15 protein-coding genes are annotated in these 26310 nt (G+C 34.4%); 3 read left to right on the top strand and 12 right to left on the bottom strand.

Annotated elements, in window-relative coordinates:
• Positions 1 to 45 precede the first annotated feature (45 nt).
• Positions 46 to 1164, top strand: a complete 1119-nt coding sequence (gene dnaN / locus AC1DY0_RS14295) for a DNA polymerase III subunit beta (RefSeq protein ID WP_326400158.1) — start codon at positions 46 to 48, stop codon at positions 1162 to 1164.
• A gap of 221 nt (positions 1165 to 1385) precedes the next feature.
• On the opposite strand, the gene AC1DY0_RS14290 is transcribed toward dnaN, so the two are convergent.
• The 3 genes from AC1DY0_RS14290 to AC1DY0_RS14280 form a co-directional block, all read right to left on the bottom strand.
• Positions 1386 to 3158 carry a MutS-related protein gene (locus AC1DY0_RS14290; protein WP_477189263.1) on the bottom strand — a complete coding sequence of 591 codons (1773 nt, stop codon included), beginning with the start codon at positions 3156 to 3158 and terminating at the stop codon, positions 1386 to 1388.
• A 108-nt stretch (positions 3159 to 3266) separates the two neighbouring features.
• The gene (locus AC1DY0_RS14285; RefSeq protein ID WP_477189262.1) at positions 3267 to 4103 is read right to left on the bottom strand and encodes a universal stress protein; all 837 of its coding nucleotides are present in this window, start codon (positions 4101 to 4103) and stop codon (positions 3267 to 3269) included.
• A 258-nt stretch (positions 4104 to 4361) separates the two neighbouring features.
• On the bottom strand, positions 4362 to 5189 hold the full coding sequence (locus AC1DY0_RS14280; RefSeq protein WP_477189261.1) for a universal stress protein: 828 nt from the start codon (positions 5187 to 5189) through the stop codon (positions 4362 to 4364).
• Positions 5190 to 5364: 175 nt separating this feature from the next.
• On the opposite strand from AC1DY0_RS14280, the gene mnmE reads away from it, so the two are divergent.
• Positions 5365 to 6777, top strand: coding sequence for a tRNA uridine-5-carboxymethylaminomethyl(34) synthesis GTPase MnmE (mnmE, locus tag AC1DY0_RS14275; protein WP_477189260.1), 1413 nt, complete (start codon positions 5365 to 5367; stop codon positions 6775 to 6777).
• 92 nt (positions 6778 to 6869) lie between these two features.
• Positions 6870 to 7106 carry a hypothetical protein gene (locus AC1DY0_RS14270; RefSeq protein WP_477189259.1) on the top strand — a complete coding sequence of 79 codons (237 nt, stop codon included), beginning with the start codon at positions 6870 to 6872 and terminating at the stop codon, positions 7104 to 7106.
• Positions 7107 to 7115: 9 nt separating this feature from the next.
• On the opposite strand, the gene AC1DY0_RS14265 is transcribed toward AC1DY0_RS14270, so the two are convergent.
• The 9 genes from AC1DY0_RS14265 to AC1DY0_RS14225 all read right to left on the bottom strand — a co-directional run bounded on the left by AC1DY0_RS14265 (position 7116) and on the right by AC1DY0_RS14225 (position 25803).
• Positions 7116 to 8495 carry a Gfo/Idh/MocA family protein gene (locus AC1DY0_RS14265; protein ID WP_477189258.1) on the bottom strand — a complete coding sequence of 460 codons (1380 nt, stop codon included), beginning with the start codon at positions 8493 to 8495 and terminating at the stop codon, positions 7116 to 7118.
• A gap of 79 nt (positions 8496 to 8574) precedes the next feature.
• Complete coding sequence (locus tag AC1DY0_RS14260) at positions 8575 to 9873, bottom strand: DUF3472 domain-containing protein (RefSeq protein ID WP_477189257.1); 1299 nt, start codon at positions 9871 to 9873, stop codon at positions 8575 to 8577.
• 20 nt (positions 9874 to 9893) lie between these two features.
• Positions 9894 to 12074, bottom strand: a complete 2181-nt coding sequence (locus AC1DY0_RS14255) for a M1 family metallopeptidase (protein ID WP_477189256.1) — start codon at positions 12072 to 12074, stop codon at positions 9894 to 9896.
• A 120-nt stretch (positions 12075 to 12194) separates the two neighbouring features.
• A complete protein-coding gene (locus AC1DY0_RS14250) occupies positions 12195 to 15293 on the bottom strand; it encodes a DUF5107 domain-containing protein (RefSeq protein WP_477189255.1) in 3099 nt (1032 codons plus the stop codon).
• A 204-nt stretch (positions 15294 to 15497) separates the two neighbouring features.
• Positions 15498 to 18515, bottom strand: coding sequence for a glycoside hydrolase domain-containing protein (locus AC1DY0_RS14245; protein WP_477189254.1), 3018 nt, complete (start codon positions 18513 to 18515; stop codon positions 15498 to 15500).
• Positions 18516 to 18572: 57 nt separating this feature from the next.
• On the bottom strand, positions 18573 to 19562 hold the full coding sequence (locus AC1DY0_RS14240; protein WP_477189253.1) for a c-type cytochrome: 990 nt from the start codon (positions 19560 to 19562) through the stop codon (positions 18573 to 18575).
• A gap of 72 nt (positions 19563 to 19634) precedes the next feature.
• The gene (locus AC1DY0_RS14235) at positions 19635 to 21044 is read right to left on the bottom strand and encodes an aryl-sulfate sulfotransferase (RefSeq protein ID WP_477189252.1); all 1410 of its coding nucleotides are present in this window, start codon (positions 21042 to 21044) and stop codon (positions 19635 to 19637) included.
• A 125-nt stretch (positions 21045 to 21169) separates the two neighbouring features.
• Positions 21170 to 22681, bottom strand: a complete 1512-nt coding sequence (locus AC1DY0_RS14230) for a RagB/SusD family nutrient uptake outer membrane protein (RefSeq protein WP_477189251.1) — start codon at positions 22679 to 22681, stop codon at positions 21170 to 21172.
• Between the two features lie 35 nt (positions 22682 to 22716).
• Positions 22717 to 25803 carry a SusC/RagA family TonB-linked outer membrane protein gene (locus tag AC1DY0_RS14225; RefSeq protein ID WP_477189250.1) on the bottom strand — a complete coding sequence of 1029 codons (3087 nt, stop codon included), beginning with the start codon at positions 25801 to 25803 and terminating at the stop codon, positions 22717 to 22719.
• Positions 25804 to 26310: the final 507 nt, after the last annotated feature.

Below are 26310 nucleotides of genomic sequence, written 5' to 3'. Positions count from 1 at the left end.
ATTTTAATTCAGAAAAAGCACACCATTAAAAACAAAACAATACAGATGAAATTTATAGTATCGAGTTCGTACTTATTAAAACAATTACAAGTTTTAGGTAGCGTTATCAACAGTAACAACACTTTGCCAATCTTGGATAACTTCTTATTTGAATTAAATAATAACGAATTAACTGTTTCGGCATCCGATTTGGAGACTACTATGTCTGCTACATTGGCCATCGACTCAAAAAGTAAAGGAAGTGTTGCAGTACCTGCAAAATTATTATTGGAAATCCTTAAAACCTTTCCGGAGCAACCCTTAACTTTTACAGTTGAAGAAAACAGCACTATAGAAATTAGTTCGAACTCAGGAAAATATGCTTTGGCATATGCTCCAGGAGAAGAATTCCCAAAATCAGTAAACTTAGACAACCCATCGGTAACTCTAGTACCTGCTGATGTTTTGGCAACTGCTGTCAGCAAAACTATCTTCGCAGCAGGAAACGACGATTTACGTCCGGTAATGTCTGGGGTTTTCTTCCAGTTTTCTCCAGAAGGTTTGATTTTTGTGGCAACTGATGCTCACAAATTAGTAAAATACGCTCGCTCTGATGTAAAAGCATCTCAAGTGGCTGAGTTTATTATGCCAAAGAAACCTTTGAATATTTTAAAAAGTATCCTAAGCAGCTCAGATGCTGAAGTAAAAATAGAATACAACGATTCGAATGCTACTTTCTCTTTCGACAACTACATTTTATTATGTCGTTTAATCGATGGAAAATACCCGAATTATGAAGCGGTTATCCCAAAAGAAAATCCAAACAAGTTGATGATGGATCGTTCTCAATTCTTGAGTTCAGTACGTCGTGTTGCTATTTTCTCTAACAAAACAACACACCAAATTCGTTTGAAAGTTGCAGGAGCAGAATTGAACATTTCTGCAGAAGATATCGACTACTCTAACAAAGCAGAAGAAAGATTGACTTGTGATTATCAAGGAGACGATATGCAAATAGGTTTCAATTCTCGTTTCTTGACCGAAATGTTGAACAACCTACAATCAGACATGATTATGCTCGAAATGTCATTACCAAACAGAGCCGGAATCCTAACTCCAATAGATGGACTAGAAGAAGGCGAAACAGTAACAATGCTTGTGATGCCAGTAATGTTAAACAGCTAGTTACTTCAAAATACTAAACTAACCAAAACCATTTTTATATTTGAAAAGACCATAATTCCTAACCAGAGTTTTGGTTTTTTTTTGGTCTAAACTCAAAAACTTGCAAAATTGTTATGTCTTTGCGAGGTACGAAGCAATCTCATATCGAATGTCTATTCTAATTGATTTACTTTACGCGCAGTAGTGAGATTGCTTCGTACCTCGCAAAGACTTACAGTGTGCTAAATAACACCCATTTTTTGCATTAGGAAAGTAGCACTTTTGTTTTTACAAATACCGTCACGAAGTTTGTAATCAAAATGTAATTCGTTATTGCTGATTTCAACTTCAAAGCATTTGTTAGTAAGAATATCTGGAAACTCATTTGTGGTCAAACAAACCTCTATATCGTGTGTGGCTATTGCTCCAATTGCTTTTTTGGCAATTACTTTTTTGACTACTTCAATTGTTCCATTTCGTTTATCATCGGAGTTGGTACCTCGCAAAATTTCATCCAAAAGAACAAAAGCAGGATTCGTTTCCAATTCGTCCATTATTTGCTTCAAGCGCTTGATTTCGGCAAAGAAATATGACTCACTGTCAGATAACGAATCCGAGAGTCGCATAGAGACTAAAACAGGCAAAGGATGAACTTTTGCATTACTTGCACAAACTGGGGACCCCATTCCCGTAAGTACCATATTTACTCCTAAACTACGCAGAAAAGTACTTTTTCCAGACATATTGGAACCAGTCAGAATCATAAACGATTGCGGGTGAAATTTAACCTCATTCCCTACTCTTGAGTTCGGATTCAATAAAGGATGGCTTAAATCGGTAAAATCAATCTCGTAATTGGAATTTAATTTTGGGTACACAAATTCAGGATTATTATACGAGAAATTGGCTAAACTGTTCAGCATTTCAAATTCTCCTATTACTTCCAGCCATTCTTCCAATACTACAGCATGTTGTTTTTTCCAAGCTATCATTGATTTCAAGACGTGTACATTAAAAAGAAAAGTTCCATTGAACAATAGAGCTGTTACAAAATTTCCAATGCTATCCATTTTAGAAAATAACTCGGCCAATTGCTCAAGATGAACACTAGCTTTCTCGTTTTGGAAGTTCAGTTTTTGCTGCAAAGCAATTAATTTTTCAGACTGAAAGCTTTCATTTTCAATTTTTTGTACCAATAAACTATATTGACTTATAATCACATTGATATTATCCTCCTGAGCAATTTCCATTTTGATACGTTTTACGAAATAACCCAAAATGGTCAAATTGCAAACAAACAAAAATGAAAAATAAGAAAGAAAAACAATATTTGAAGTTATTAAATACCCCAAAAAGCTACTTAAAAGCAGTGCAGGAAACAAATAGGAAATAAACACAGCTACTTTTGACAAAGGCCTGCTATTAAAGACACTCCATTGTAATAAGGTTTTATAAAATGTTTCATTATCCTGTCCAACTTTGGCAACAGCCAAAAACTCTTGACGCCAGTTTAACTTCTCTTTTAATTCCTTAACTGCTTCATGATTCTTTAGTATTTCATCATTTGGAAAAAGTGTCAATAATTGTTTGGCCAAGGTTTTTTTACCAATAAAAGTAGCAGTTCTATTTAAGTTTTGAAATAACGAATGTTCTCCAAAAATATCCAAATCATAAGCATACGGATGCTGAAAATCATTGAATTCTAAGCCGTTTTCAAAAGGAATTGATTTTCGTTCCAAATAGGTTATTTCGTTTTGGTTAATTTCAACCAAAGCATTTTTTATCTTTTTCTGAAAAGACAGTTTCGAGTGGATTCGCATCAAAACAATAAAACCAGCAAACAGTATAACTGCCGAAATGGCAAATATTGATTCACTGGTTTTTATGTAATAAAATAAGCTTCCTAAAAAAAGCAAAACGCTTGTAAGTCTTATAAAACTAATACTATTATATTTCTTATTGATTGCCTTTAACTCCTCTGTATAATTTTGGCTATTGCTTTTGTATATTTCCATCGTTTGTTTTAATGATACACAAATGTAGGGAAAGTCTATTTCAATGGCAATGACAATAACAATGCTAATTTCAATAACAGTCTAAATTTTCAAATCTTTAATCTAAAATCACTCCTCTTCGTGCATTGCCAATACGGGCACAATTGAAATATTAGATAATTTTTGTGTCAGGCTTGGACGAAACAATTCGGAGAAGAAATTTCGTTTATGAGTTATCATAGCCAAAATATCAATATTTTTATGGGATGTAAAATCCAAAATTGTTTCTTTAACGAGATCGCTATTTATAACGGAAAACTTAACGGGTTCATTTTCGAATTCTGTTTTCCATTGATTTATCGTTTCTTCAGAAACATCAGACTTACTGGTTTTCACATACAAACATTTTACGACGGCAAATGTTTTTTTGGCAATTTTGATGACTTGTTTTAATGGTGCTTTGTCTTTATCTCTAAATCGGGTTGTAAAACCAATGATTTTAATCTTTTCAAATTGGGCTTCAGCAGGTATGCTAAGAACAGGAACATCAACAGCTGTAACAACGGCCCCTGTATTAGAACCAATGAAAAAAGATTCCCAACCTGTCGCACCAGAAGTTCCCATTACAACAAAATTTATGTTTTCTTCTTTGACAACTTTCTTGATCGCATAAATTAAATCACCATCCATGAGTTTGTGACTTAATTTAATATTATCCAAGTTTCTTTTCTTGGCCAGTTCACGGAGTTTAGGAATTTCTTCTTTGAACATGTCAAATTGTGCCAATTGTAAAGAATCAAAAATATTATAATAGTTGTCTGGAATAAATTGATTGTCGACAATAGGCAATTCGAAAGTATGCAATAACAACAGTTCTCCATTTACAATTTTTGCAAATTCTAATGCATGGATAAAAGCATTATTGGCGACTTCAGAAAAATCGGTGGGGAATAAAATCTTTTTCATTTCTATATGAATTAAAGGTTTAATTTTTTTATAAACGATTCTGTTTACTAATTCAATACTCTTGCAAAACTAACCACAAGTTCTTTTCTTATATATGGTTATTTGTTGTTTTGCAGGTTGCGCGTGAGGGATAAAAGGAAGCTACCAAAGTAGCCCGGATAGCCCGACCCAGTTGAGCAAAGGGGCTTATAAGCGGCTCTATACATAAGCCCCTTTGCTCAACTGGGGCACGCCCAAATTATTTCAAAATCTGTAGACTTAATGAACTGACAAAATTGGAATGTTAATATGAAACGTCAGTTTTTTGCTAAGACTTACCTGGAAAATTTTTTCGAAGAAACCTCTGTGACGCTCATGAATTGCTACCATATTTATTTTATTTTGTTCAATAAAGTTTAAAATTTCTCCTTCTATATCATTCCCTAAAACGGAATGAAAAGTAATGTTCTGGTCTTTGAAAATGTTCTTAAAATCGACCACAAAATCATCTTTATAGACAGTGTGAGGGGGTTTCACGTTCAGACAATCTACATGTGATTGAAAGACATTGGCCAAAGCCACCACTTTTTTTAGGGGTTCAATATCCTCCATGTGATATCTTGTGTTAAACAATATTTTTTCAATAGGTGCATAATTGCATTTTTCCGGAATGGCTAAAACTATACCATTACATTCATTCATTATTTTTGTGGCCACAGTCCCTAAAAACACTTCCCGCAAATGAGTCACACCTTTGGTTCCCATGACAATAAAATCTATGTTTTCCTTTTTGGAAATATTGACTACCTCTTTCACTAAATAACCTTGTATGAGAACGTTGCTCAGTTTTATATGCCCCAGATTATTTTCTGCTGCTATTTTTCGCAAAATAGGAACTTCGTCTTTGTAATTTTCAAAATCACTTAACTCTTCATATTCATAAATATCCTGTAAGTAGATAGAAACATCTAAATAAGCTGGCGAATCTAATTCATACACGTGCAAAGTAATAATTTCGGCATCTATGGCATCGGCTAGTTTTAAAGCGTAAATAAAGGCGTTTTTTGAAACTTCTGAAAAATCTGTAGGGAACAATATTTTTTTCATATGGCTATTAATTTACTGAATATCAATAATGTATATAAAGTTACAAAACTTCTAAAAAGAAAGCATGATAATTGTCATTTTGATTCCATATTAATAAAAAAATAACATAAAATGCATTGATTCCGAAGACTTGTAGGGTAGTAAGTTTTGCTTACTTTTGCATAAATTTTTTGTTATGATCCAAAACGATTCAATAGTTGCCTTAGCCACTCCTTCGGGAGCGGGTGCCATTGCCGTAATTCGAATTTCTGGCGAAGATGCCATTGCTATAGGACACTCGGTTTTTCGATCCATAAAAAACAAAGATTTAAGACAGCAAAAATCACATACACTTCATTTGGGGCATATTGTTGATGACAAAAAAACACTTGACGAGGTTTTGGTCTCTGTTTTCAAAGGACCCAATTCTTACACGGGTGAAAATACCATTGAGATTTCGTGTCACGGTTCCACCTATATTCAGCAGCAAATTATTCAGTTATTATTGCGAAAAGGATGTAGAATGGCAGATGCTGGGGAGTTTACACTTAGAGCTTTCCTGAACGGAAAACTGGATTTGTCACAAGCCGAGGCCGTAGCTGATTTGATTTCGTCTGACAATGAAGCCTCGCACCAAATTGCGATGCAGCAAATGCGTGGTGGTTTCTCCAATGAGATTGCCAAACTGCGTGAAGAACTCTTGAATTTTGCCTCGCTCATTGAACTTGAATTGGACTTTGCCGAAGAAGACGTTGAATTTGCCGACAGAACCCAATTCCACGAATTATTGAACCGAATTGAATTTGTCCTCAAGCGATTAATTGATTCATTTGCCGTTGGGAATGTTATTAAAAACGGAATTCCAGTGGCTATTGTGGGTGAACCCAATGTGGGAAAATCAACGCTATTGAATGCTTTACTGAACGAGGAACGCGCCATTGTTTCAGAAATTGCCGGAACTACCCGTGATACGATTGAAGACGAATTGGTAATAGGCGGTATCGGTTTTAGATTCATCGATACAGCTGGAATACGCGAAACGGCAGATGTGGTTGAAAGTATTGGAATTAAAAAGACGTTCGAAAAAATAGAGCAAGCTCAGGTTGTTTTGTATTTAGTTGATGGTTGTCAGTTATCAGTTGATGGAAAACTGGACAACTTACTTGTAGAAATTAACAAAACACAAAATCAATACCCACAAAAACCTATTTTGGTTATAATCAATAAAAAAGACTTACTTTCTAAAGAAGTGATAGATACAATAGATGCAAAATTAGCAACAAACAACCAACAACCAATAACCATTTACATTTCTGCCAAAGAGAAACTGGGAGTTGATGAACTTAAAAATCAACTTCTATCTTTTGTAAACACTGGCGCATTACGCAATAACGAAACCATCGTTACTAATACTAGACATTACGATTCGCTACTCAAAGCTCTGGACGAAATTCAGAAAGTGAAATACGGACTTGAAACAAATCTTTCCAGTGACCTCATGGCACTTGACATTAAAGAAGCGCTGTATCAGTTCGGAATGATCACAGGCCAAGTCACGAATGACGAATTATTGGGAAATATATTTGCTAACTTTTGTATCGGGAAATAAACTTACGAAACACCTTACTTTGTTTTGAATTTTGTACTTTTCATAATTGACAATTCGGCTTTTAGGCACTCCCTAAATTTAAAAAATTGCCAATGCGTTTTATAATTCCTAAGAGTAAAGAAAAAGCCATAAGAACATTGACAATAATGGGGCATTCTAAAGAATTTGTAGCAACATTACCAATGAAAATTGAAGACCCTTACTTTAATTTTGATCATTTTCTACATTATGTAATTTCTTCTGCAAGACTTATTCCGAATATGATTCCAGAAATAAATGCCGAAGAATTAAAGCGTCTTTTAGCCTCCACAGTATTGATTTGTTCGTAATGTTTTTTTTTAATTAGAAAACTCCACTATTTTTAATTTGTTCCATCCCCCGCGAGTAAAATCGGGAATTTGTACAGGAGCAGAATCATTGTCAAGAGATATTTCGGTCAATGGACCTAAGCAGGACCATTCGGCCAAATCATATACGTCCATATCCAATGGAAGTCCCTTTTGAAGACAATAAATCAAACGGTAATCCATTATATAATCCATTCCTCCATGACCTCCAACTTGCCTGGCTTTTTCTTCGATTCCCTTTACGATAGGATGTTTATATTTAATCATTAATGCTTTTTTAACCTCTTCAGACACATATTCTTCAGCATCCAATTTTTGGTAATCCGGAGTAATATCTTGACCAACCGCTGCAGCTCCCAAAGCATATCCTTCTACCGGATATTTATTGGCAAATCCTTTTGTTCCTGTTAATTGGTACATTCGAGTGTACGGACGCGGATTAGCCACATCATGCTGTATCTGAATCGTTTTTCCGTTCTCGGTACGAATCATTGTCATAGTATGGTCTCCATTTCTAAAATCTTTTAAATCTTCACCTTTTTTCTCTTTAATAAAAGCAGGAATACCAACGCTTTTGGTATCCATTGAAACCAAATAATTCATCTTATCGCCACGGTGGATATTCAACGCTAGACAAGCAGGTCCCATTCCATGAGTTGCATAAATGTCTCCACGATGTTTTATGTTGTAATCCAAACGCCAATTGTTCCAGTAATCCATCCAATACGGTTCAAGATTATGAATATAGGAACCTTCGGCATGAAGAATTTCTCCAAACAATCCCTGTTGAGCCATATTCAGCGTTGTCAATTCAAAGAAGTCATAAACACAGTTCTCTAATTGCATACAATGCTTTCTGGTTTTTTCAGAAGTATTGATTAGTTCCCAAATTTCGTCCATTGTCATGGCGCTAGGCACTTCTATAGCTACGTGTTTTCCATCTTTCATCGCTTGAACACCAATCTGGGCATGATGTTTCCAATCGGTGGCCACGTAAACAAGATCAACATTAGGAAGTGCAGTTACTTTACGCCAGGCATTTTCATCACCAAAAAATTCTTGCGCTTTAGGAAGTCCTGCCTTTTCTAAAATCTGATTTGCCGATTTCGTGTTTTTTTCCAACATATCGCAAAGAGCAACAACCTGTACTCCAGGAATATTTGTCATTCTTTTAACCGCCCCTGGTCCACGCATTCCTAAGCCAATAAAAGCAACACGAACCGTTGGTATTGGTGCACAAGCCAAACGCAAAACATCTGTTTGACCTTTGGGACGTTTTGGCGTAGCCGTCTTTATCATTTGGGCAGACGCCCCTATCCATCCTAACAGAAAACAAATAATCAGAATGTTTTTAAAAAAAGTAGATTTCATTATTATGTTAATTAGTTATAAAAAATAGGTACAACAATATATTTCTTGATTAAAATTATTCCAAAATTGACTAAAACTGTTATGGTAAATTTTTAAAATCAATGTTTGGCTTATTGCTAGTCAAGGGTCTTGTGAAAATAATTTGCTTCTTAGTGTAATTATTAAAGAAACCTCCGTTTTTTAAATAGAATGATTTCTCATCCAAGCCTCCTGAATAATCCATGCGATACCCTTTATTCCCAGTATTATCAATTGTAAATTTTGCAGAGTTTACTTCAATCCAATTTCCTAAATTATCGCAAACCCATTGGTTACTAAATAAAACTTTACGTGATATATCTCCTTGTTCTGGAATAAAATTTTCTAAAAATGAATGAAACCGTTTCAAATAGGTATTTGTTTGCGGGCGATTAAAACTCGCAATTAACTGCCATTGATTCAATTCTGGAGCAAAAAAATAGGCTGTATAAATAGTAGTATTATCTTTTTGGGGCGCACCATGGAGTAGAAATTTATAAGTATTACCAGCAATCCAATTGTATCTCAAATAGCTTTGTCCTCCAGAGCCTTCATTACCGAACTCCCCGGTTGTTACGTTTTTCCCTTTTTTCAATAACTTAATTTTTTGAGAGTCTGGAATACTTTCTGGATTATCAGTTTCAAAAGGACTCCAAACGGAAAACAGAATTCTACGTTCATGATCAGAATTAACTTGGATTCCAAAATAACCTTCTCCAAAACCATTTGCCATATAATAAGAACCTATAATATCCTGACCTACTGGCACAGTTATTTCATTATAATACCATTCGGCATTTACATTTTCAGGCACTTGGTAATTTAAATGAACTGAAGGTCCACGTCTGCCCCAATGATAAAAATTTCCTTCATTATTAGGAACTAGTGCAATTTTCCCATTGAAATCAGAACTACTAATTGTTAATGCCGGAATAGAAGGAAAAGCATTTGCTGTCTTGCTTATTCCTTTTATTTTTATGGCAACATAACCTGTATCCGAGATTTTCCAATTTCCAACAATTAGAGACTGTTTTTTTGTTTCGTCGTATGTAACTCTTTTCGATGAATTCTTGATAATAAATTCTAAAACTGATTTTCCAGAAACTACAACCGATTCATCTATAGCAATCGAAAATGTTCCAGGTTTCGAAATTCGAAAATAAGCTGTGAAATACTCTTTGGGATTAGTCCAGTTTTCTATTCCGTTATTAGATACTGTTGGATTTTCTTCAAAATGTAAAGAGCTAAATGCATTTCCTCCAAGAGGAAATGATAATTCAATTTTTGAATTCTGTGCTGTCGATATAACACTAATAAGAATCGTAAAAAAGAAAGAAAAAACAACTTTTGAATATTTCATTTTAATTTGGATTATGAAAACTATTTTATACTTTCAATTTTTTTTATCATTGGTGTTACATGTTTTTTGGTATCTTCATCCAATGATGCCAATGCTTTATTTCCTTCTTCATGTGAGAATTTTAGCAATCCAGATAAACCTGCGGCAATTACTCTATAAGACTGCTCTTTAACACTTTCATTCATTAATTCTTTATAAGCGGCATCACCGGTAGTTGCCAATTTTAAAATTGCGGCAGCCCTAGCAGTTGTGTTTTTATCATTTTTGGCTATGTTAAGCAAGCTTTTCAATGCAGCATCTTTTGTTTGATAATTGTTTAAATCCAATCCTCTCACACTAAGTGTTCTTAAATCATCTTGCTGATCGCCTAAACCTGCCAATAGTATCTGCTGAGCAGTCTGGCTTTTATCTTTAAGTGCAAATTTTATTGCTTCAATTCTGTTGAAATACGATGGTACATTTTTGTATTGATATAGATAATCTTCCGCTTTCTTGTTTTCTATAATTTGACCAACCAAAATTTTATCTGCATCCATATCTACAAAATCAGGTTTAGCAGCTACGTCAAAACTGAAATTTTGCTCTCTATTTTCAATTAAAATATTCTTTCTTATTTTATTTCCATTTACATAAAAATCAACTTTTAGAGGCAAACTAAACAATTGTACCGAACTATCCTGTGTTTGCTTTACAGAAATAGTAGCTTTCCCATTAGCATAACCATATTTAATTTCTAAAATCGGATTACCTCCTTGATAGTACCATTGGTTAAAATAAGGGCTCCAATCTATTCCGGTCACTTCCTCCATTGCTAATCGTAACTGATGTGTTTCTCCACTCTTAAAAGCATTAATCGTCAAATAACGATTTAAAGATTTAAAGAAAGCTTCATCACCCATCTGATTTTTTATAGCGTACAATATTATAGATCCTTTTGAATAGCTAATATTATCAAACAAATCTTCTTTATCATTGTAATGAAAACGGGCCAAAACTGGACTCATTCCATTTTTGCTGGAACCCAAATAATTTTGCAGTTTTTCATAACGTGATCTGTCTTCTGCATCTTGTCCGGCATCATGTCCATGCCAAAGTACTTCTCCAAAAGTTGCAAAAGATTCGTTCATCGTAATATTAGACCAAGATTCAGCAGTTACATAATCTCCAAACCACTGGTGAAAAAGTTCGTGCGCAATAGTGCTTTCTCCATTATAGTCCAATAATTCTCTTTCTGTATTTTGCACAGACTCACCATGTAGCGTAGCCGAAGTATTTTCCATTGCACCAGAAACATAGTCTCTAGCTACAATCTGAGCGTATTTCACCCACGGATATTCAACCCCTAACATTTTGCTGAAAAAATTCATCATATCCGGTGTTTTACCAAAAATTTGTTTGGCATAAGGCGCATATTTAGGCTCTAAATAATAACTAACCTCTTTCCCATTATAGGAATCCTTAAATATTTTAAAATCTCCCACTGCCATCATAAACAAGTAAGGTGCATTAGGGACATCCATCTTCCAAGTGTCTGTACGAGTACCGTTTTTGTTGGCTTTTTGTGCAACTAATTTTCCATTCGATAAGGTTGTGTATTTAGCATCCACAGTCATCGAAATCTCAGAAGTTGTTTTTTGATTTGGTTTATCAATAGTAGGAAACCAAGCAGATGATGCCTCTGTTTCACCTTGTGTCCAGATTTCAATTGGTTTATCTTCTTTACCATCTGGGTTTATAAAATACAATCCTTTTGCATCAGTAATTGCAGCACTTCCTTTTGCTTTTAACTCATCTGGTTTTGCAGTATAATCAATATAAATGGTGTATTTCTCTGTGCTTTTATATTTTCTGTTTAGAGTGATAAAGAGTTGCTCCGTGTCGTAAGTGTATTTTAAAGGGACTTTTTTTGTTCCTTCCATTATTGCAATTTCTTTAAAATCCATTCCTTTGGCATCCAAAGTAAGCGTATCTGTTTCATAAAAATGAGGCGTTAAAGTAAGCCATTCTTTTCCGTATAAATATCGCTTGCCATAATCAAATGACACTTCAAGTTTTGTATTTACGAGATCGTTTACTTTTTGCGAAGTAACTCTATAAGCGGCTAGCTCGTCTGTGTTTTTATTTGCATTTTGCGCACTCATTTCTACCGATACCAGTGCGATGAAGCTAAAAACTGTACATTTTAAAAAAAGCTTGTTCATTTTTATTTTGTTTATGATGGTTGTTTTGATGATAAAATTACGCTAAATCATACATTGATGTAATTCTATCACCCTTTTTTATGTTAGTTATGATTAGACTTTTTGTGCTAGTTTATTTTTTTAAAGTTTTTCCAAAATTCTGACTTCACCATCTTTTTCATCCTCAGTTAAACTAACGGATTGCTTTTTGGTATAAGTCTGCAAACACCATTGAATAATTTTATTCGAAGGATACATTTTTGCCTGAGCCTGCAACCATTCTTCTGCTTTTTTTGCATTAGCAGTTTTTTCAATAGCCCATGCCGAAACCAATTGATTTGCCGGTAAAAAGTTCATAACCGTATTATCCACTTTTGGACTAAAAATGATGATTTTTTGTAATGACTCATTAGCGGTTGCCTTATCTCCAAGACTCGTGTAACACATATAATTCAACCAGTTCTCTAATCTTTCGTCAATGTTTTCTTCATACGGTTTTCCCGCACCCAAATTTTCTGGCCATAACTTTGCTTCAGCGATAAACTGCAATGCTTTTTTGTATTGCTTATTTTTCATTTCCGTTACAGCCTGCATTAGTTTGGCTTCATGATACAATTGTCGGCCAATCGTGGCTCCTTCAAAAGGCAGGATTTTCAATTGGGTTAAGAACGCATCTGCAACAGCATATTTTTTGGTAAGTAGCAGTGTTTTTGCATATAACATTCCTATGATATAGTTCTCCTTATGTCCTTTGTAAAAAGGTTCTACAACTGCTAATGCTTTATCATACTGTTTTTGCACGATAAAATGTTCCGTCAATAATTTAGAGTATCTCCATCCTTGTTTATCCAGTTTAATGGCTTGTTGAAGATCAATCAAAGCCAATTCTGGATTGTCTTTCATCAATGCTGCTCTTGCCGCATAAAAAGCTGGATCCATTGGTTTAGAGCCACATTGCTGAAACAACTCTTTTGCCTTTGCTATATTATTTCGGTTCCATTCAATCAATGCCAAATGGTATTTTAATTGCCATTGACTATTTGTTGGAATCAATTTTTCTAACACATTGGCGGTTTCAGCACGAAATGGAAAACTGATTCCAGGTTGAATCTGACTTAAATCTAGAGCTTTGTTTTCCAAAAATGCTTTCCAATACAATAGTTCTGCATTTGGAACAGCAAGTGAAAAAGCTTTTGATACCTCTTCCTTACGATTTAATCGATAATACCACATTCCTAATTCCAGATAAGTTTGTTGTGGCATTTCATTTTGTATCAACGAAGTAAAACGTTGCTTTGAGGCTTCAGAACCTTCTAAAAGAAATTTTTCAAAACGAACAAAATGATTCAAAGGATCGACCGCGTTAATTCTGTTAAGTATTTCAGTTGATTTTGTAGTATCATTTTGCAAGCGATATATCACAGCCAACAATTGCATGCTTTCCAGATTATATTGATTGTTCAATAAACTTTTCTCAGCATACTCAATTGCTTTGGTTGTTTCGTTTTCACAAAAGTAAAGTTTTCCTAATTCTGTATAAGCAATACTGCGATATTCAACACTCGAAGCGGCAAGATCAAAACCGTCTTTTGCGTCGGTTGTGTTTCCTAAATACAAATTGGCCATCGCATAATAATAATTGGCAGCTGGATCATATGTATTAATTGCCAAAGCCTTACTAGCGGTTAAAACTGCCTCGGCATATTGAGAATTTCTGATTTGCAAAGATGCCATATCTGATAATGCAGGAGCATAATTTGGATCTTTTTTCAAACATTCGATAAGCTTTTCCTCCGCTTTTATATAATCCTTAAAACTGATGTAGTTTTTCCCTTGAAGGTATAAACCATATACCGAATTATTGTCGAAATCTTTTGGAATTTCTAATGGACGACTTAGATTTCCATCTTCTGGCGCCGAATTCCAAACCAATTTATTCTCTCCGATTGCTAGTTTTAACTTATTTTCATCAACGGAAACACGAATAGAGTCTTTGAATAATTCCATCGGCTTAACGGAAATATCCTTGGAATACACCACTTTTCCATTATCAAACACAACCAGTTTTTCGTTCAACTTTTGCAATGGCGAAAAATAAATCTTCAACCAGCCATCCTCGTTTTTTACATTTACGGAACCATAATTATTTGCTTTTACAAATCCTTTGGTTTGTTTAACTGGAAACCAATACTCTGTCCAAGAATCCGACTGATACGGTGAAAAAGAGCGATGTTTAAAAGGGGTATACATACTGTTTTCAGCAGATTGATTGAATAATCTTCCGCTTTGTACTTCTACATATTGTCCGTCTGTGTCCGTCAATAATTTTTCCCAGATCATCCCTTGTTGGGATAAACCCCAAATCCATATTTTTTTTCCGGGCTTATCATCGTGATTGCTGTATCTAGCCATTCCGAATTCTTCGTCATGCCAGTACCCTCCAAAAAAGTCGCTGTATTTCCCAAACACATGGTATGATTTGTAACCTCCAAAATTGTTATTGTTGTAAAAAGAAAGATCCTTCCCATTTTCCTTGTTGATAGGCCATGAATTATACTCACCATCGTGACCAAGATAATTTTTGCCTGGGTAAATAAATTGTAAATTACCGGCTGATTTAATTCCCGTATTCATCCAAGTATAGTAAGGCTGCTCAAATGAAGTATCATTATACCAAAAAGAATTGGTGGTGAAATAAGCCTTATCCTTTGGCAAATTGATGTCTAATTTCCAAGAAGTTCGGGTAAGCAAATCCAATACTCCAATCACGCAACTTACACTACCGTCTTCTCTGGTAATTGTTATATAATCTACCGGTGTGGCACAATTTGGCGTATGCCCAATAATTCCATAATTTCCTTCAACACCACCGCTAGTCCAAGGTCCACGCATAGCAATGTCTCGGAATTTAATCACATGATTGTTATAAATAAAATCTTTTCCTGTTGATTTCTCAATAGCTGACCAAACTTTACCGCCAACTTCTGGCAATATCGTTAGTTTAATATAATCGTTCTCCAGTTCTATCACTTTCCATTCCTTCTGTACAGGCTTATCTGTAAAGCCATCAAATCGATAATATGGATAGATTTTTGAGTCTGGTTTTGGAATAGGATCCGGATCCGAAAAAGGATAGGTTGTAAAAACTTTTTTATACACTTTGATAGTTGGCGTACTATTTTGTGCGACAGCAAACTGACTTATAAAACATATAAGAAATAATCCTGATTTAAATTTCATGATAGATATTTATTTTTTTTTAACGGATTCGGGCAATAACTAACAGGTTAAGTAGTATGTAATCGCCATTCTCCTTTGTGTTTTAGATCATGGCGATTTCATACATTATGTCATTTATATCTTTCTATTGGTCTCCCTTTTATGTTTCAAAGCATAATTTGAGGTCAGTCCAATAAAGAACCAATCGAGTTAATTTAAAAAGACTTATTGATTAACGATCAACAGAAATCCTTTTCCTTTTGCAACCGATAGTTCCGAATTAGCAGAAAATTGCTGAGCTAATTGAAAATTCTTCACTTCTGGAATCGTTATTTTAGCTTTAGCAGGATCAATTCCTAACTTTTTCCAGTCTATGTTCAGTTTTACTTTTACATCCTCATCGGCCCAACTTGCAATAGAGATTAATGCTGAACCTTTCTTTTTATAAACTGTTGCCAATACCTTGGTATTAGTAGTTCTTACTGGACAATTATCGCTCCAATACCCTACCATTTCTGAACCTTTGATGCCGAAATCATTCCATACTTTCCAGATTGGTCTTGGATCTGCATTTTCACTCCAAGGCATTCTGTTCGTCATTCCATAAATCATTCCACGCCAAGCGTTACCTCCATCTTGCAACATTTCACCCATAAGTCCGAAAGGGATTCCACTTACTTCTGTCAAGAAAAAGTCAGGTTGTTTTTTTTCGTAATCAAAATATTCACCAAACCAAAGTTTATTTAGATATGGAAAATGCTCCATATATAAATTGGCACTGTTATTAAACCCATCACTTTTGTTGTATTGGTTAGCACTGTGCAAATCAATTATTCCAGGATGTCCGTCTTTTGTCAATACCCTTTTAACTCGCTTCATCGTAACTCTATCAAAAGCAACATCATCAAGATAAACACCGTCTATACCTACGTTTTGAACCAACCAATTCATTCCTTCAACATAATAATTGTGCCAACGGTTCATACCGCTGTTAACAATAGCTGCATCTTTAATTTCGGGAACAAACCATGCTGCAATATAATCTTCACCAATATGCTCTTGCAACCAATTAAATCCTCCACCTTTACCAGGAGTGAAAATTTCATGCCCCAAACTGCGTAAAGCATGTATCTCATAACTTTTGTTACTAAGCTCTCTAATAGTATTGTAAATTTTTACTTTTAATCCCTTACTATGTGCCTCATCAATATAATTTTTCATCTTTTCATGTTCGATAAAAGGATAATTGATATATGGATTTATAGGTGTTGCGTGATGAATATTCACAATTGTAGCTCCCGTTTTTGCAATGGTATCTAAATTATTATATCTGTGATAAAATCTACTATCCCACTGGAAATCTGTATTGATTGCGTGAAAAGGTGTAATCAACAAATTGAAATTATAGTACAAAACATCGCCTTTTTTCATGGTTCGGTTTCCGCTGTAAGCATTAACCAAAACCGTTTTTCCGCTAGGAACAATATCAATTCCTCCTTTGTTTTCATTGCCCCAAGAAGCTGGCAAGATTAATGGTTTTTGCAAATAGAAATTAGTGTTTAAAGGACGGCTGTATTTTTCATCTCTCAAAGAAAACTGCAATCCAGAATTCACATTTCCAATCCATGCACCATCCTGATTTTTATTGGCAACATCCCATTTCCATTTAAGTGTTTCAGGACGTTCTCCACCTTTTTGACCTAATCCCATCAAATATTTAGCTGATGTAGATTGTAAAGGCATTTGAAAATTGATATCGTTGAAAGTAACATCTTCAAGAGCCGTAATTTTAACAGTGTATGATAAAAACCCATCAAATTCAAGGGTTCCGTTTACCTGCATCTCAACAGCAGTATCTGTGTTGGTGCTTTCCCATGCAACTGTTCCTGCTTCTTTTTTTGTAAATTTGAAACTGGTATTTTTCCAATTATTAATTTCTTTTCCAGCATTATCCACTAAATGGAATTGTGCAGGAGCGGCTAATATATTATTGGCTTTAGTGCCAATTGAAGTCATTTCGGGTGTGAAAAAAGTTTGAATCTGTGTTGGTAATCCATTTTTATTCAAAAGCACTTTTCTTCCTAACAATGAAATCTCTGTTTCTTTTACATCCAATGATGTATATGGTGCAATAACTGTGTTTTCTTGCGCCATTGTAGAATTCAACCATTTTAATCGGGTCATTTTCTCAGGTTGGTCAATGCCACCATTATGAGTTACACCTTCATTAACCACTAAATGAAGAGAAACTGCTTGAGTGGCACCACCAGAACTAACCAAAGCCTCACCTAAATAATCTCCAGCTGCAGTGCTTTCAGGAACATCAATTCCGCACCACATCGCTTGTACTCTACCTTTAGAAACATTTACACTGCTTGAAAAAACAGAACCATCATATTTTATTCCATCTGTATTGATACAGCTTATATTTTTTGCTGAAATTATTTTTCCAGCTGCATTTTTTAAATCTGAAAACGTAATTTTTACATTGCTTAAATCTTGCAAAGCATAAACTCCCAATTGAAAAGCTAGATATTCACCCTTTAATGCAGTATCAGTGAAAGTATTTTGAATTCCCTTGTCAATCCATCGTTTTGGTAAATCTTTTTGCATTCTGATAGAATTCATTCGATCTTCTGGGAAAACCAAGAATGCTTTTCCATTATTTTGAGCAATTAGATTTTGTGTTTCCGTTGCCGTAGCAATTACTTCCATAGGATAAAAACTATTGAAAGCATTGATACTTTGAATTTCCGAAACACTACAATTCGTCTTTACATCGGTTTTTACTTTCGACAACCATGCGGCATCAGCAGTATTTTTAGCTTTAACATAAACCCCTTTTGGATAGTATACGCCTGGACCTTCATCTATGTATGGCAAATAATACACATAATAAGTTCCTTTACCAGAAACAGGTTCAAAAAAAACAGTTCCCGATTCTCTATTTATATTTTCAGGCTTCACATTAAGAATGTCTTTACCTGTTTTTGCGTCCTGAACTATAATCTGTTTCATCTCTGGGTTTTCGTCTCTTCTTCTCCAGTCGATTGTTGTTTTGGCAACTGTTCCGCTACCTGTAAATTGTACTACAGCACGGTGATTTCCTAGTATACTAGAATTCCAACTGTTGTTTCCATCAGTGTACTTTAACTCTTGTGCACGTAAAGCACCAGTAGCTATAAAAAGACAAAGTGCAAATAAGTTACTTATAAAAAATCTCTGTTTTGAGTTGTTTTTCATGATTGTATTTTTTCAAAAAAATGTATAGAATAGTAATAGATTATTTTATCAAACCGTTTAGTAAATAGCCTCCCAACCTTGTTTTTTCCAATATTCAATAATTGGTTTGAAAGGTCCAAGTCTATGTTGTTTTTCGGTAAAAGGATCACTAAAAGGCGCATGCGCATAATCTATTGCCTTTGCCTTTGGATCTGGATAGTCTAATGTTTTTGGGTTTGGTCTGGTATGAACAGAATCATCATTAACATAAGCTGCAATATCGAGTGCTTGTGCATCTGTCAAATACGGTTTACCGACAGTTACTTTATCAAAAGGCATATTTCCTTTTAACCATTGTGCTTGTTTAATAACTCTGTGCATGCTTGAACCGGGTTGATAAGCATATTTTCCCCATAAAGGCGGGTAAACATATCCTGATTTGTCTTCATTGTATTTCCCTTCTCCATCATTTCCGTGACAACGAGCGCAGTTTTCAGTAAAAAGTACTTTTCCTCTCTCAGGACTTGCCGCTACTTCCGGAAATTCAATTTTTAGGTTTTTTGCTCCATTAAAGACGCTGTCTTTTGGTACAAATTTGCTAATCCATTTAAAATAAGATAAGAAAGCAACCATTTCATCACTGTCCAATGGTAATGGCTTTCCAGAATGCGGACGCATAACACAATTGTTTACACGTTCAGCAAGCGTGAGTACTTTATCTTCTCGCCCACGATATTGTGGATAATTATCATGTGATGACATCAAATTGAAAGCATAAGGCTTAGTTCCCGCGTCTTGATGGCAATTGGTACAATTCATTTTGTTTCCCAAATATTTTCCTTTAATTCCTTCTGGACCAATATAATATGCTGTTCTTAGCATTAGCTCTCTTCCATAACGTACCGATTCACCAAACTTATCATTTGGAATTTTTGAAGTATCGATTGTGATATAAGATTCATCTTTTTTCTCTTCTTTTACAACTGTATTAGCCGAAGAAGAATTACAAGAATTAAAAATCATTATTGGCAAAGCAAAAAGGATTCCTACAACAACTATTTTTTTCATACTTATAAGGTATTAAATCCAGGTATTTAAAAGTTGCCCCAATTGAAACAGCTCTTACCTTTTGGTTATTTTTTAGTTAAAAAGAAACGGTTTGAGTTTATCTTCTGGAATAAACTTAACTCTATAAGGAGGAATTTCGGATTCTAAGGCCCAAAGTAATACTCCTTTTTTATTAGTCAGAACAGTTATGTGTCTTTTAGAACAGCAACATAAAATGGTTTCTTTATCAATCATATAGGCACTTCCCATTCTGTCATTATAGATTTCTTTTGGTAATTTCACTTGGTAATCTAGTTTTATGGCATTGCCTTTTTCATCTACTTTCATTGCAAAAACAGAAGATTGTTTTTTATCGACTCCATTATCAAAAAACATTAAACTTCCCTCTTGATTAATATGTGCCGCATGGGCTTGAGAGAAATTACAATTGGCTGGCATTGTCATTGTTCCGCCCTTTCCTATTTTCCAGATTACTTTTCCGGTTTTAGCATCTACTTTCCAAATTTGACCGTTATTGTAAAACGAAATAATAAAATTGCCGTCTTTATCATAATTCAAACTGTTGGCATGCATCCAATCTTTTTTGGTTTTCAACAATGCTTTATCTTTCATTGGATCTAAATCATCAAAAACACTCCATTTCCAGAGTTGTTTTCCTTTTTTATCCAAAATAATAATTCCGTCACCGTTAATGGTATCTTTCTTTTTACCGCCTATCGAAGATAAGTCAGTTATTCTTTCGTCAACAAACAAGGTTACTATTTCGTTGGTCGATTTTTTTATAATTTCATGATGAATGACTTGTTTAAAATCGCCTTGACCTTTTTTGATGTGTGTTAGCGTATCGCCTTGCAAATTAATTTCTAAAATCTCACTACCATAACTCGTTGGCTCATCATTTTTTCCAAGAATGGAAATAATCGTTTGGTCATCTGTAAAACAGGTAACTTTAAATCCAGTTCCTTCTACGGTATGATACCATCTCAAGTTTCCTTTATAATCCACTATATAAGCCACGCCCGGAGTTTCTCTTTTAGCTAAAAGCATGAAACCTTTTTTGAAATTTTCGGGCAAAAGTTCCGGTTTTTGACAATTGGCTTTGAACTGTTTTTGCAACCATTCTGGCAATCGTCTCGATTTGAAAGCATAAACTTTACTTGTATTTTTTTCATCACCCTGAATCGTCACAACTTGATAGTTGTACTTAGTCTCTGGTCTGATAGAACAAAGAATCAAAGAATGTTTTGTTCCTCCAGATGTTGTCAAGGAAGCCATTTTACCTTTATTTCCCGTTGCTTCACGCCAATACTCTACATATACCTTTGCATCAGTACTTGTGGTAACATCGATTTGAATCTTCAATTCGTTGTTACCATGAGTTCCTACTATGATATTTTTGATGCAATTGCCTTTATTAGTGCAACTCATCAGCATTAATAGCGATAAAACAAAAAGTCCCTTTGATAAAAATCTCTTGATCATTTTATGTGTGTTTTAAAAAATGTCATACTTTTTTTTAAAAAGACCAAGGATATAATAGTCTCACAATTTATTATATTTTATATCCTTGGTCTTTAATTTAAACAACCAAATTAGTGCTTACTATCTTACTGTCTGTCGGCGTTGCTTAACTTAGGGTTAAGATTAACTTGACTTTGTGGATACGTATAATATTTATTTTGTGGCATTTTTATTGTTGCAGTTTCTCCAACTCTAAGATGATATGCATTTACAAGAACATCATATTTGTTCATCCTGATTAAATCTGCGCGGCGTTTCCCTTCATAGAAAAGTTCCCAACCTCTTTCTTGCAAAATAGCATCTCTTAAGGTAGTTTGATTATAATCTCCCATAACCAAAAGTTTAGCATGTGATCTTCCTTTAACTTGATTGATAAGGTCTATTGCTTCAGCAGTAGGTCCACTAATTTCATTTATCGCTTCAGCTCTACTTAACAATACATCTGCATAACGTAATATATCTACACTGTGACCATCATAATAGGTTGTAGTTTCATCATCTGCGTATTTTCGAGTAGCCACATCTTGCATGTAGAATTCACCAGCTGGTGGTTCAGCGCCCAAAAAAGGAGCTTGTTTGTGCAATAAATCATCAGTGCCCATATATTCAGGGAAAAAGCATTGTTTTCTTTCGTCTTCATCACCAAAAGAGTTGTAGAAATCCCAATTTACAGCGTAATATTGCCATCTTTCCGCAACAACAGGATGGCTTTCTGGTCCAAAGTGATTTAACAATTCTGTTCCGTTTACATTGGCATCACTAAGTGAAGAAAAAATATTTTCATCACACCATTTGTTACTTTCTTTGAACAAGCCCAAGTATGAAGGAAAAAGTTGATATTGGTTTAGATCCATTACCTGTTTTGTGTATTTAACTACATTTTGCCAATCATGAGCACGTAAATATAGTTTTGCTAGTAACGTTAGCGCAGCACCTTTTGTCGCACGACCTACATCATTACTACCATATATAGGATTACTTTGATAATTAACAGGCAATATACTTGCAGCTTCATTAAGTTCACCTATTAGAAAAGCATCAATTTCTTCAACAGAAGTTGGTGGTATTTGTCCTAGATAATCAGGATTTCCCAAATTATCTTGTGTAATCAAAACTACGGGGCCCCAAGAATCTGTCAAATCCATATAGGCAACAGCTCTTAGAAATTTTGCTTCAGCTATAAATTGTTGTTTTTCCTCTGTCGAAATTTCGGACATTTTAGAAATATAATAAATAGCATTATTAGCATTGGAAATCAACTTATACATTGCATTCCAATCTTCTAGAAGCAATCCATTGTTAGAACTCCATAGCCCTAATGACAATTGCCCTGGATCTCCACCAAATTGGCAATGACCTAAATCTGTAGCAATATCGGTTAAGGCAAAATGTCGAGTTGCCCAGTACGAAAAGTTATCGCCCACTGCGGGTCCTTTTAGTCTGCCATAAATGGAATTAACGGCAGCCATCGCATCCGATTTGGTTTGATAACCGTTGGCATTCGTCAAACTGCTATATACTGTAGGATCAAGATCAGTATTACATGAAATTTGTACTCCTGCGGTAAGTAAAAGCAATAGTATTGTATATTTTTTCATTTTAATAAATTTAATGTTACTAAAAACTTTTTAGACTAATGAATTCCAACTTTGATACCTAAAATAAAGGTTCTGGAAGCTGGAAAAGAGTTAAAATCGATTCCTCCACCCAAATTGCTGCCGGAGTGCCCATTTACTTCTGGGTCATTTCCAGAATAGTTTGTGAAAGTTGCTAAATTCTGGCCTATAGCATATAATCTGATATAATCTACAAATTTAACTTGTCTTAATGCACTCTCTGGAATAGAGTATCCAAGAGAAACATTTTTCAAACGAATATAAGAGGCTTCTTCAACGAATTTTGAATTTACATAACTGCCATACTTACTTTTGTAATACCCATCTCTTGGAATATCAGTATTTTCATTTGTGCCTGCAACCCATCTGTTTAGGGCATCTGTACTTGTAGTAGATTCCCCCACCATTGCAGTCATATTATATAAAGAATAATCAAATGCTCCTTGGAAAAAGATATTTAAATCGAAATTTCCATATTTAAAATCATTGTTGAATCCCGCAACATAATGAGGAGTAGAATTTCCTAAGTAGTCTCTGTCCGTGGCTGTAATTTTACCATCTCCATCTAGATCTTCATATTTTGGATCTCCCGGTTTCGAAAGCGGTTGTGGCGCATAAACTTCACCAGTTTTTATTACCCCTGCATATTTATACCCATACAATACTCCCATTTCCTTACCTGGTTCCAGTCTTGTAAACTCTTGCCCGGAAACGGTTCCGCTTGGGTTAGATGTGTTACGGCTAATAATTTTTACATTATCTGCAAGGGATATTAATTCTTGTTTATTGTAAGCAAAATTTAGATTTGTTTTCCAAGAAAAGTTATCGTTTTTAATGTTATCACTACTTATTCCTAACTCAATTCCTTTGTTTTCAACAACTCCTGAATTAAGTCTCTGACCACTGAAACCCCACCATCCTCCAACAGGAATATCTATAAGTGCTTTTGTAGTTTGTTTTTTGTACACATCGATTGTCGCATAAAGTCTGTCATCAAAGAATCCCATGTCTAAACCTAAGTTGGTTTGAGCTTGTTGTTCCCATGACAAACTAGGATTTGATAAATTGGCAGGCTCAGTTCCTGGTACAAAATTACCAGGGCCAATTGTAACTCCCCAAGAAGTTAACCTTGACAAGTATGCATAATCTGGACTGGCATCACTTCCTGCAATACCCCAACTCGCTCTTAATTTTAGATCGGAAAAAGTATTTAATTTTTGTATGAAGGATTCATTAATAAGTTTCCATGCAACAGCTACAGATGGAAAATTTCCATATGAATAGTTTTCTCCAAATCGAGAGGATCCATCATGTCTAAAGGTAAACGATAATAAATATTTATCCGTAAAAGAATAATTCAATCTACCGAAAATAGATTTAAGTTTAGCTTCTGATTTCTCAGTTTCAGGTTTTAAATAAACTGCAGCACCGTCAAGGTTGTAATACGTTAATAAATCACTTGAAAAACCAGTGCCTGCAGCATTTAAATATTCGAAAGTATCTTTTTGATTAGATGTTCCGACCATTGCTGTTACAGCATGTTCTTTTATGTTAAGTTTATAGGTTAAATAGGAATCAGTACTCCATCTGAAATTTGTTGTATTGTTTTCAGAACCAGAACCTTGTAAAGCCGCTCCAGCAACCAATGTTCTAGGAGTGTATTTTCCTTGAATGCTTTCTTGCCATTCTGCTCCAGCTCCAAAATGGAAGGTTAGGTTTTTAATAAGTTCATAATCTAAAAACATGTTTCCATTTACTAATCGTGTAATTCTATGATCAGTAGGTTCCAATAAAAGYGCTAAAGCATTATCTTTTCCTTTGTATTTATAATAGGTTCCATCAGCATTATAAATAGGGATTGAAGGAGGAGCTGTTTGAACAGAAAACATTGGAGATAAAATATTGTCTCCAAAATCACTATTATTTCCTTCACTAAACGCACCATAAGCATTAGTGCCTATGTTTAGTTTATCATTAAATCTTTTCTCACTGCCCATTCGAACACTATATCTTTCATAATCAGTATTTTCTACAGCTCCTTTTTGTTTTAGGTAATTTCCTGAAAGATAAAATTTAGAAACTTTATCACTTCCGCTAAAAGTTAATGTTCTGTTGATTACTTCTCCCGGACGGGTAGCAGCTTCAAACCAATTGGTATTTGCTATAGGAAAACTTACTGGAAAAACTGGAGGCAAAGAGTTTTCTGCTGCAATTGCATTTTGAATATCTGCATATTGTTGCCCGGATAATAATGTAGGGTTATGGATTATGTTTTGAAAACCATCAGAGATTTCACCTTCAATTTGTAATTTACCTAATTTCCCTTTTTTGGTTGTTATCATTATTACACCATTTCCTCCCCTTGAACCATAAATTGCAGTAGCATTTGCATCTTTTAGAACTTGGATACTTTCAATATCGTTTGGATTAATCGAAGCACCTGTAGCCGTTATAAATCCATCTACTACATACAAAGGAGCATTGGATGCGTTAATTGAATTTCCTCCTCTAATAATAATCGTAGGATTAGTACCAGGAGCATAACTGTTTTGTTGTATCTGTACTCCTGAGGCACGCCCCTGTAAAGCTTGACCAACATTAGAAACAGTTCCTCCTAAGTTCAGGTTGTCTTTACCAACAGAACTAACTGAACCTGTAAGGTCTTTTTTCTTTTGTTTTCCGTATCCAATAACAACTTCATCTAATTTTTGACCTGCTTCTTTTAGAACGACATTCATGAAACCTGCACCAGCTTTAATTTCTCTAGTTTCCTTCCCTATAAAAGAAAAAACTAAAGTAACTGAAGCATCATCTGCATTAATTGCAAAAGACCCGTCAAATTCTGATTGAACAGATTCTTTACTCCCTTTTACCTGAATATTTACTCCTGGTATAGGTAGACCATTTTCATCGGTAACCTTCCCTTTAATTTGGTTTTGTATATTTTGAACATTAACTTCAATAGGAAGATTTGTCTTAAAACTTTCTGATGCTGAAGCTTGCAAAGTCCAATTGAATAGTAAAACTGTCGTAATTTTGACCATTCTCCCTGAGATAATGTTAAGCCGAAAGTGTTCCTGCTTGTTTTTGGTTATTTCATTCATACTTACTGTTTTTTTTGGTTTGGTATACTTAATCAATCTTTTATTAATTCACCCTTCTTTATTTGCTGTGATATCAAACACGTCTATTTTAATATCATAAAAAAAGAAGAATTATTACTGTTTTATTTATCCTGATTTTTAAATTTTAAAAGTGTTTTTAAAAAAAGAAAATGCTTAACTAAATACATATTCATTTTTAAAGTTAAAATGATTAAAAAGTCATTTTTTTGATCCTTAAAAATTAAAATTCAAACAATAAAATCTACAATTCAATTACGAAACTATATATTATATTTTTATTAAACAAGGAAAAACACAAAAAATGTGCTCGAACACATTAAATTTGTGTTCTCGAGCACAAAAAAACAGATAATCACTCATTTTTTGTAATACAATTCCAATCATTTAAAAAAGGTATTTGGCAGATTTAAAATTTTATTTTCTGGCAAATGATTGGAATACTGATTAAATGATATTAATTTGTAGAAAATAAATAGTATCATTGAA

This window comes from Flavobacterium sp. P1_E4 (genome assembly GCF_056405915.1).
This window is presented reverse-complemented; position numbering and strand designations above follow the sequence as displayed.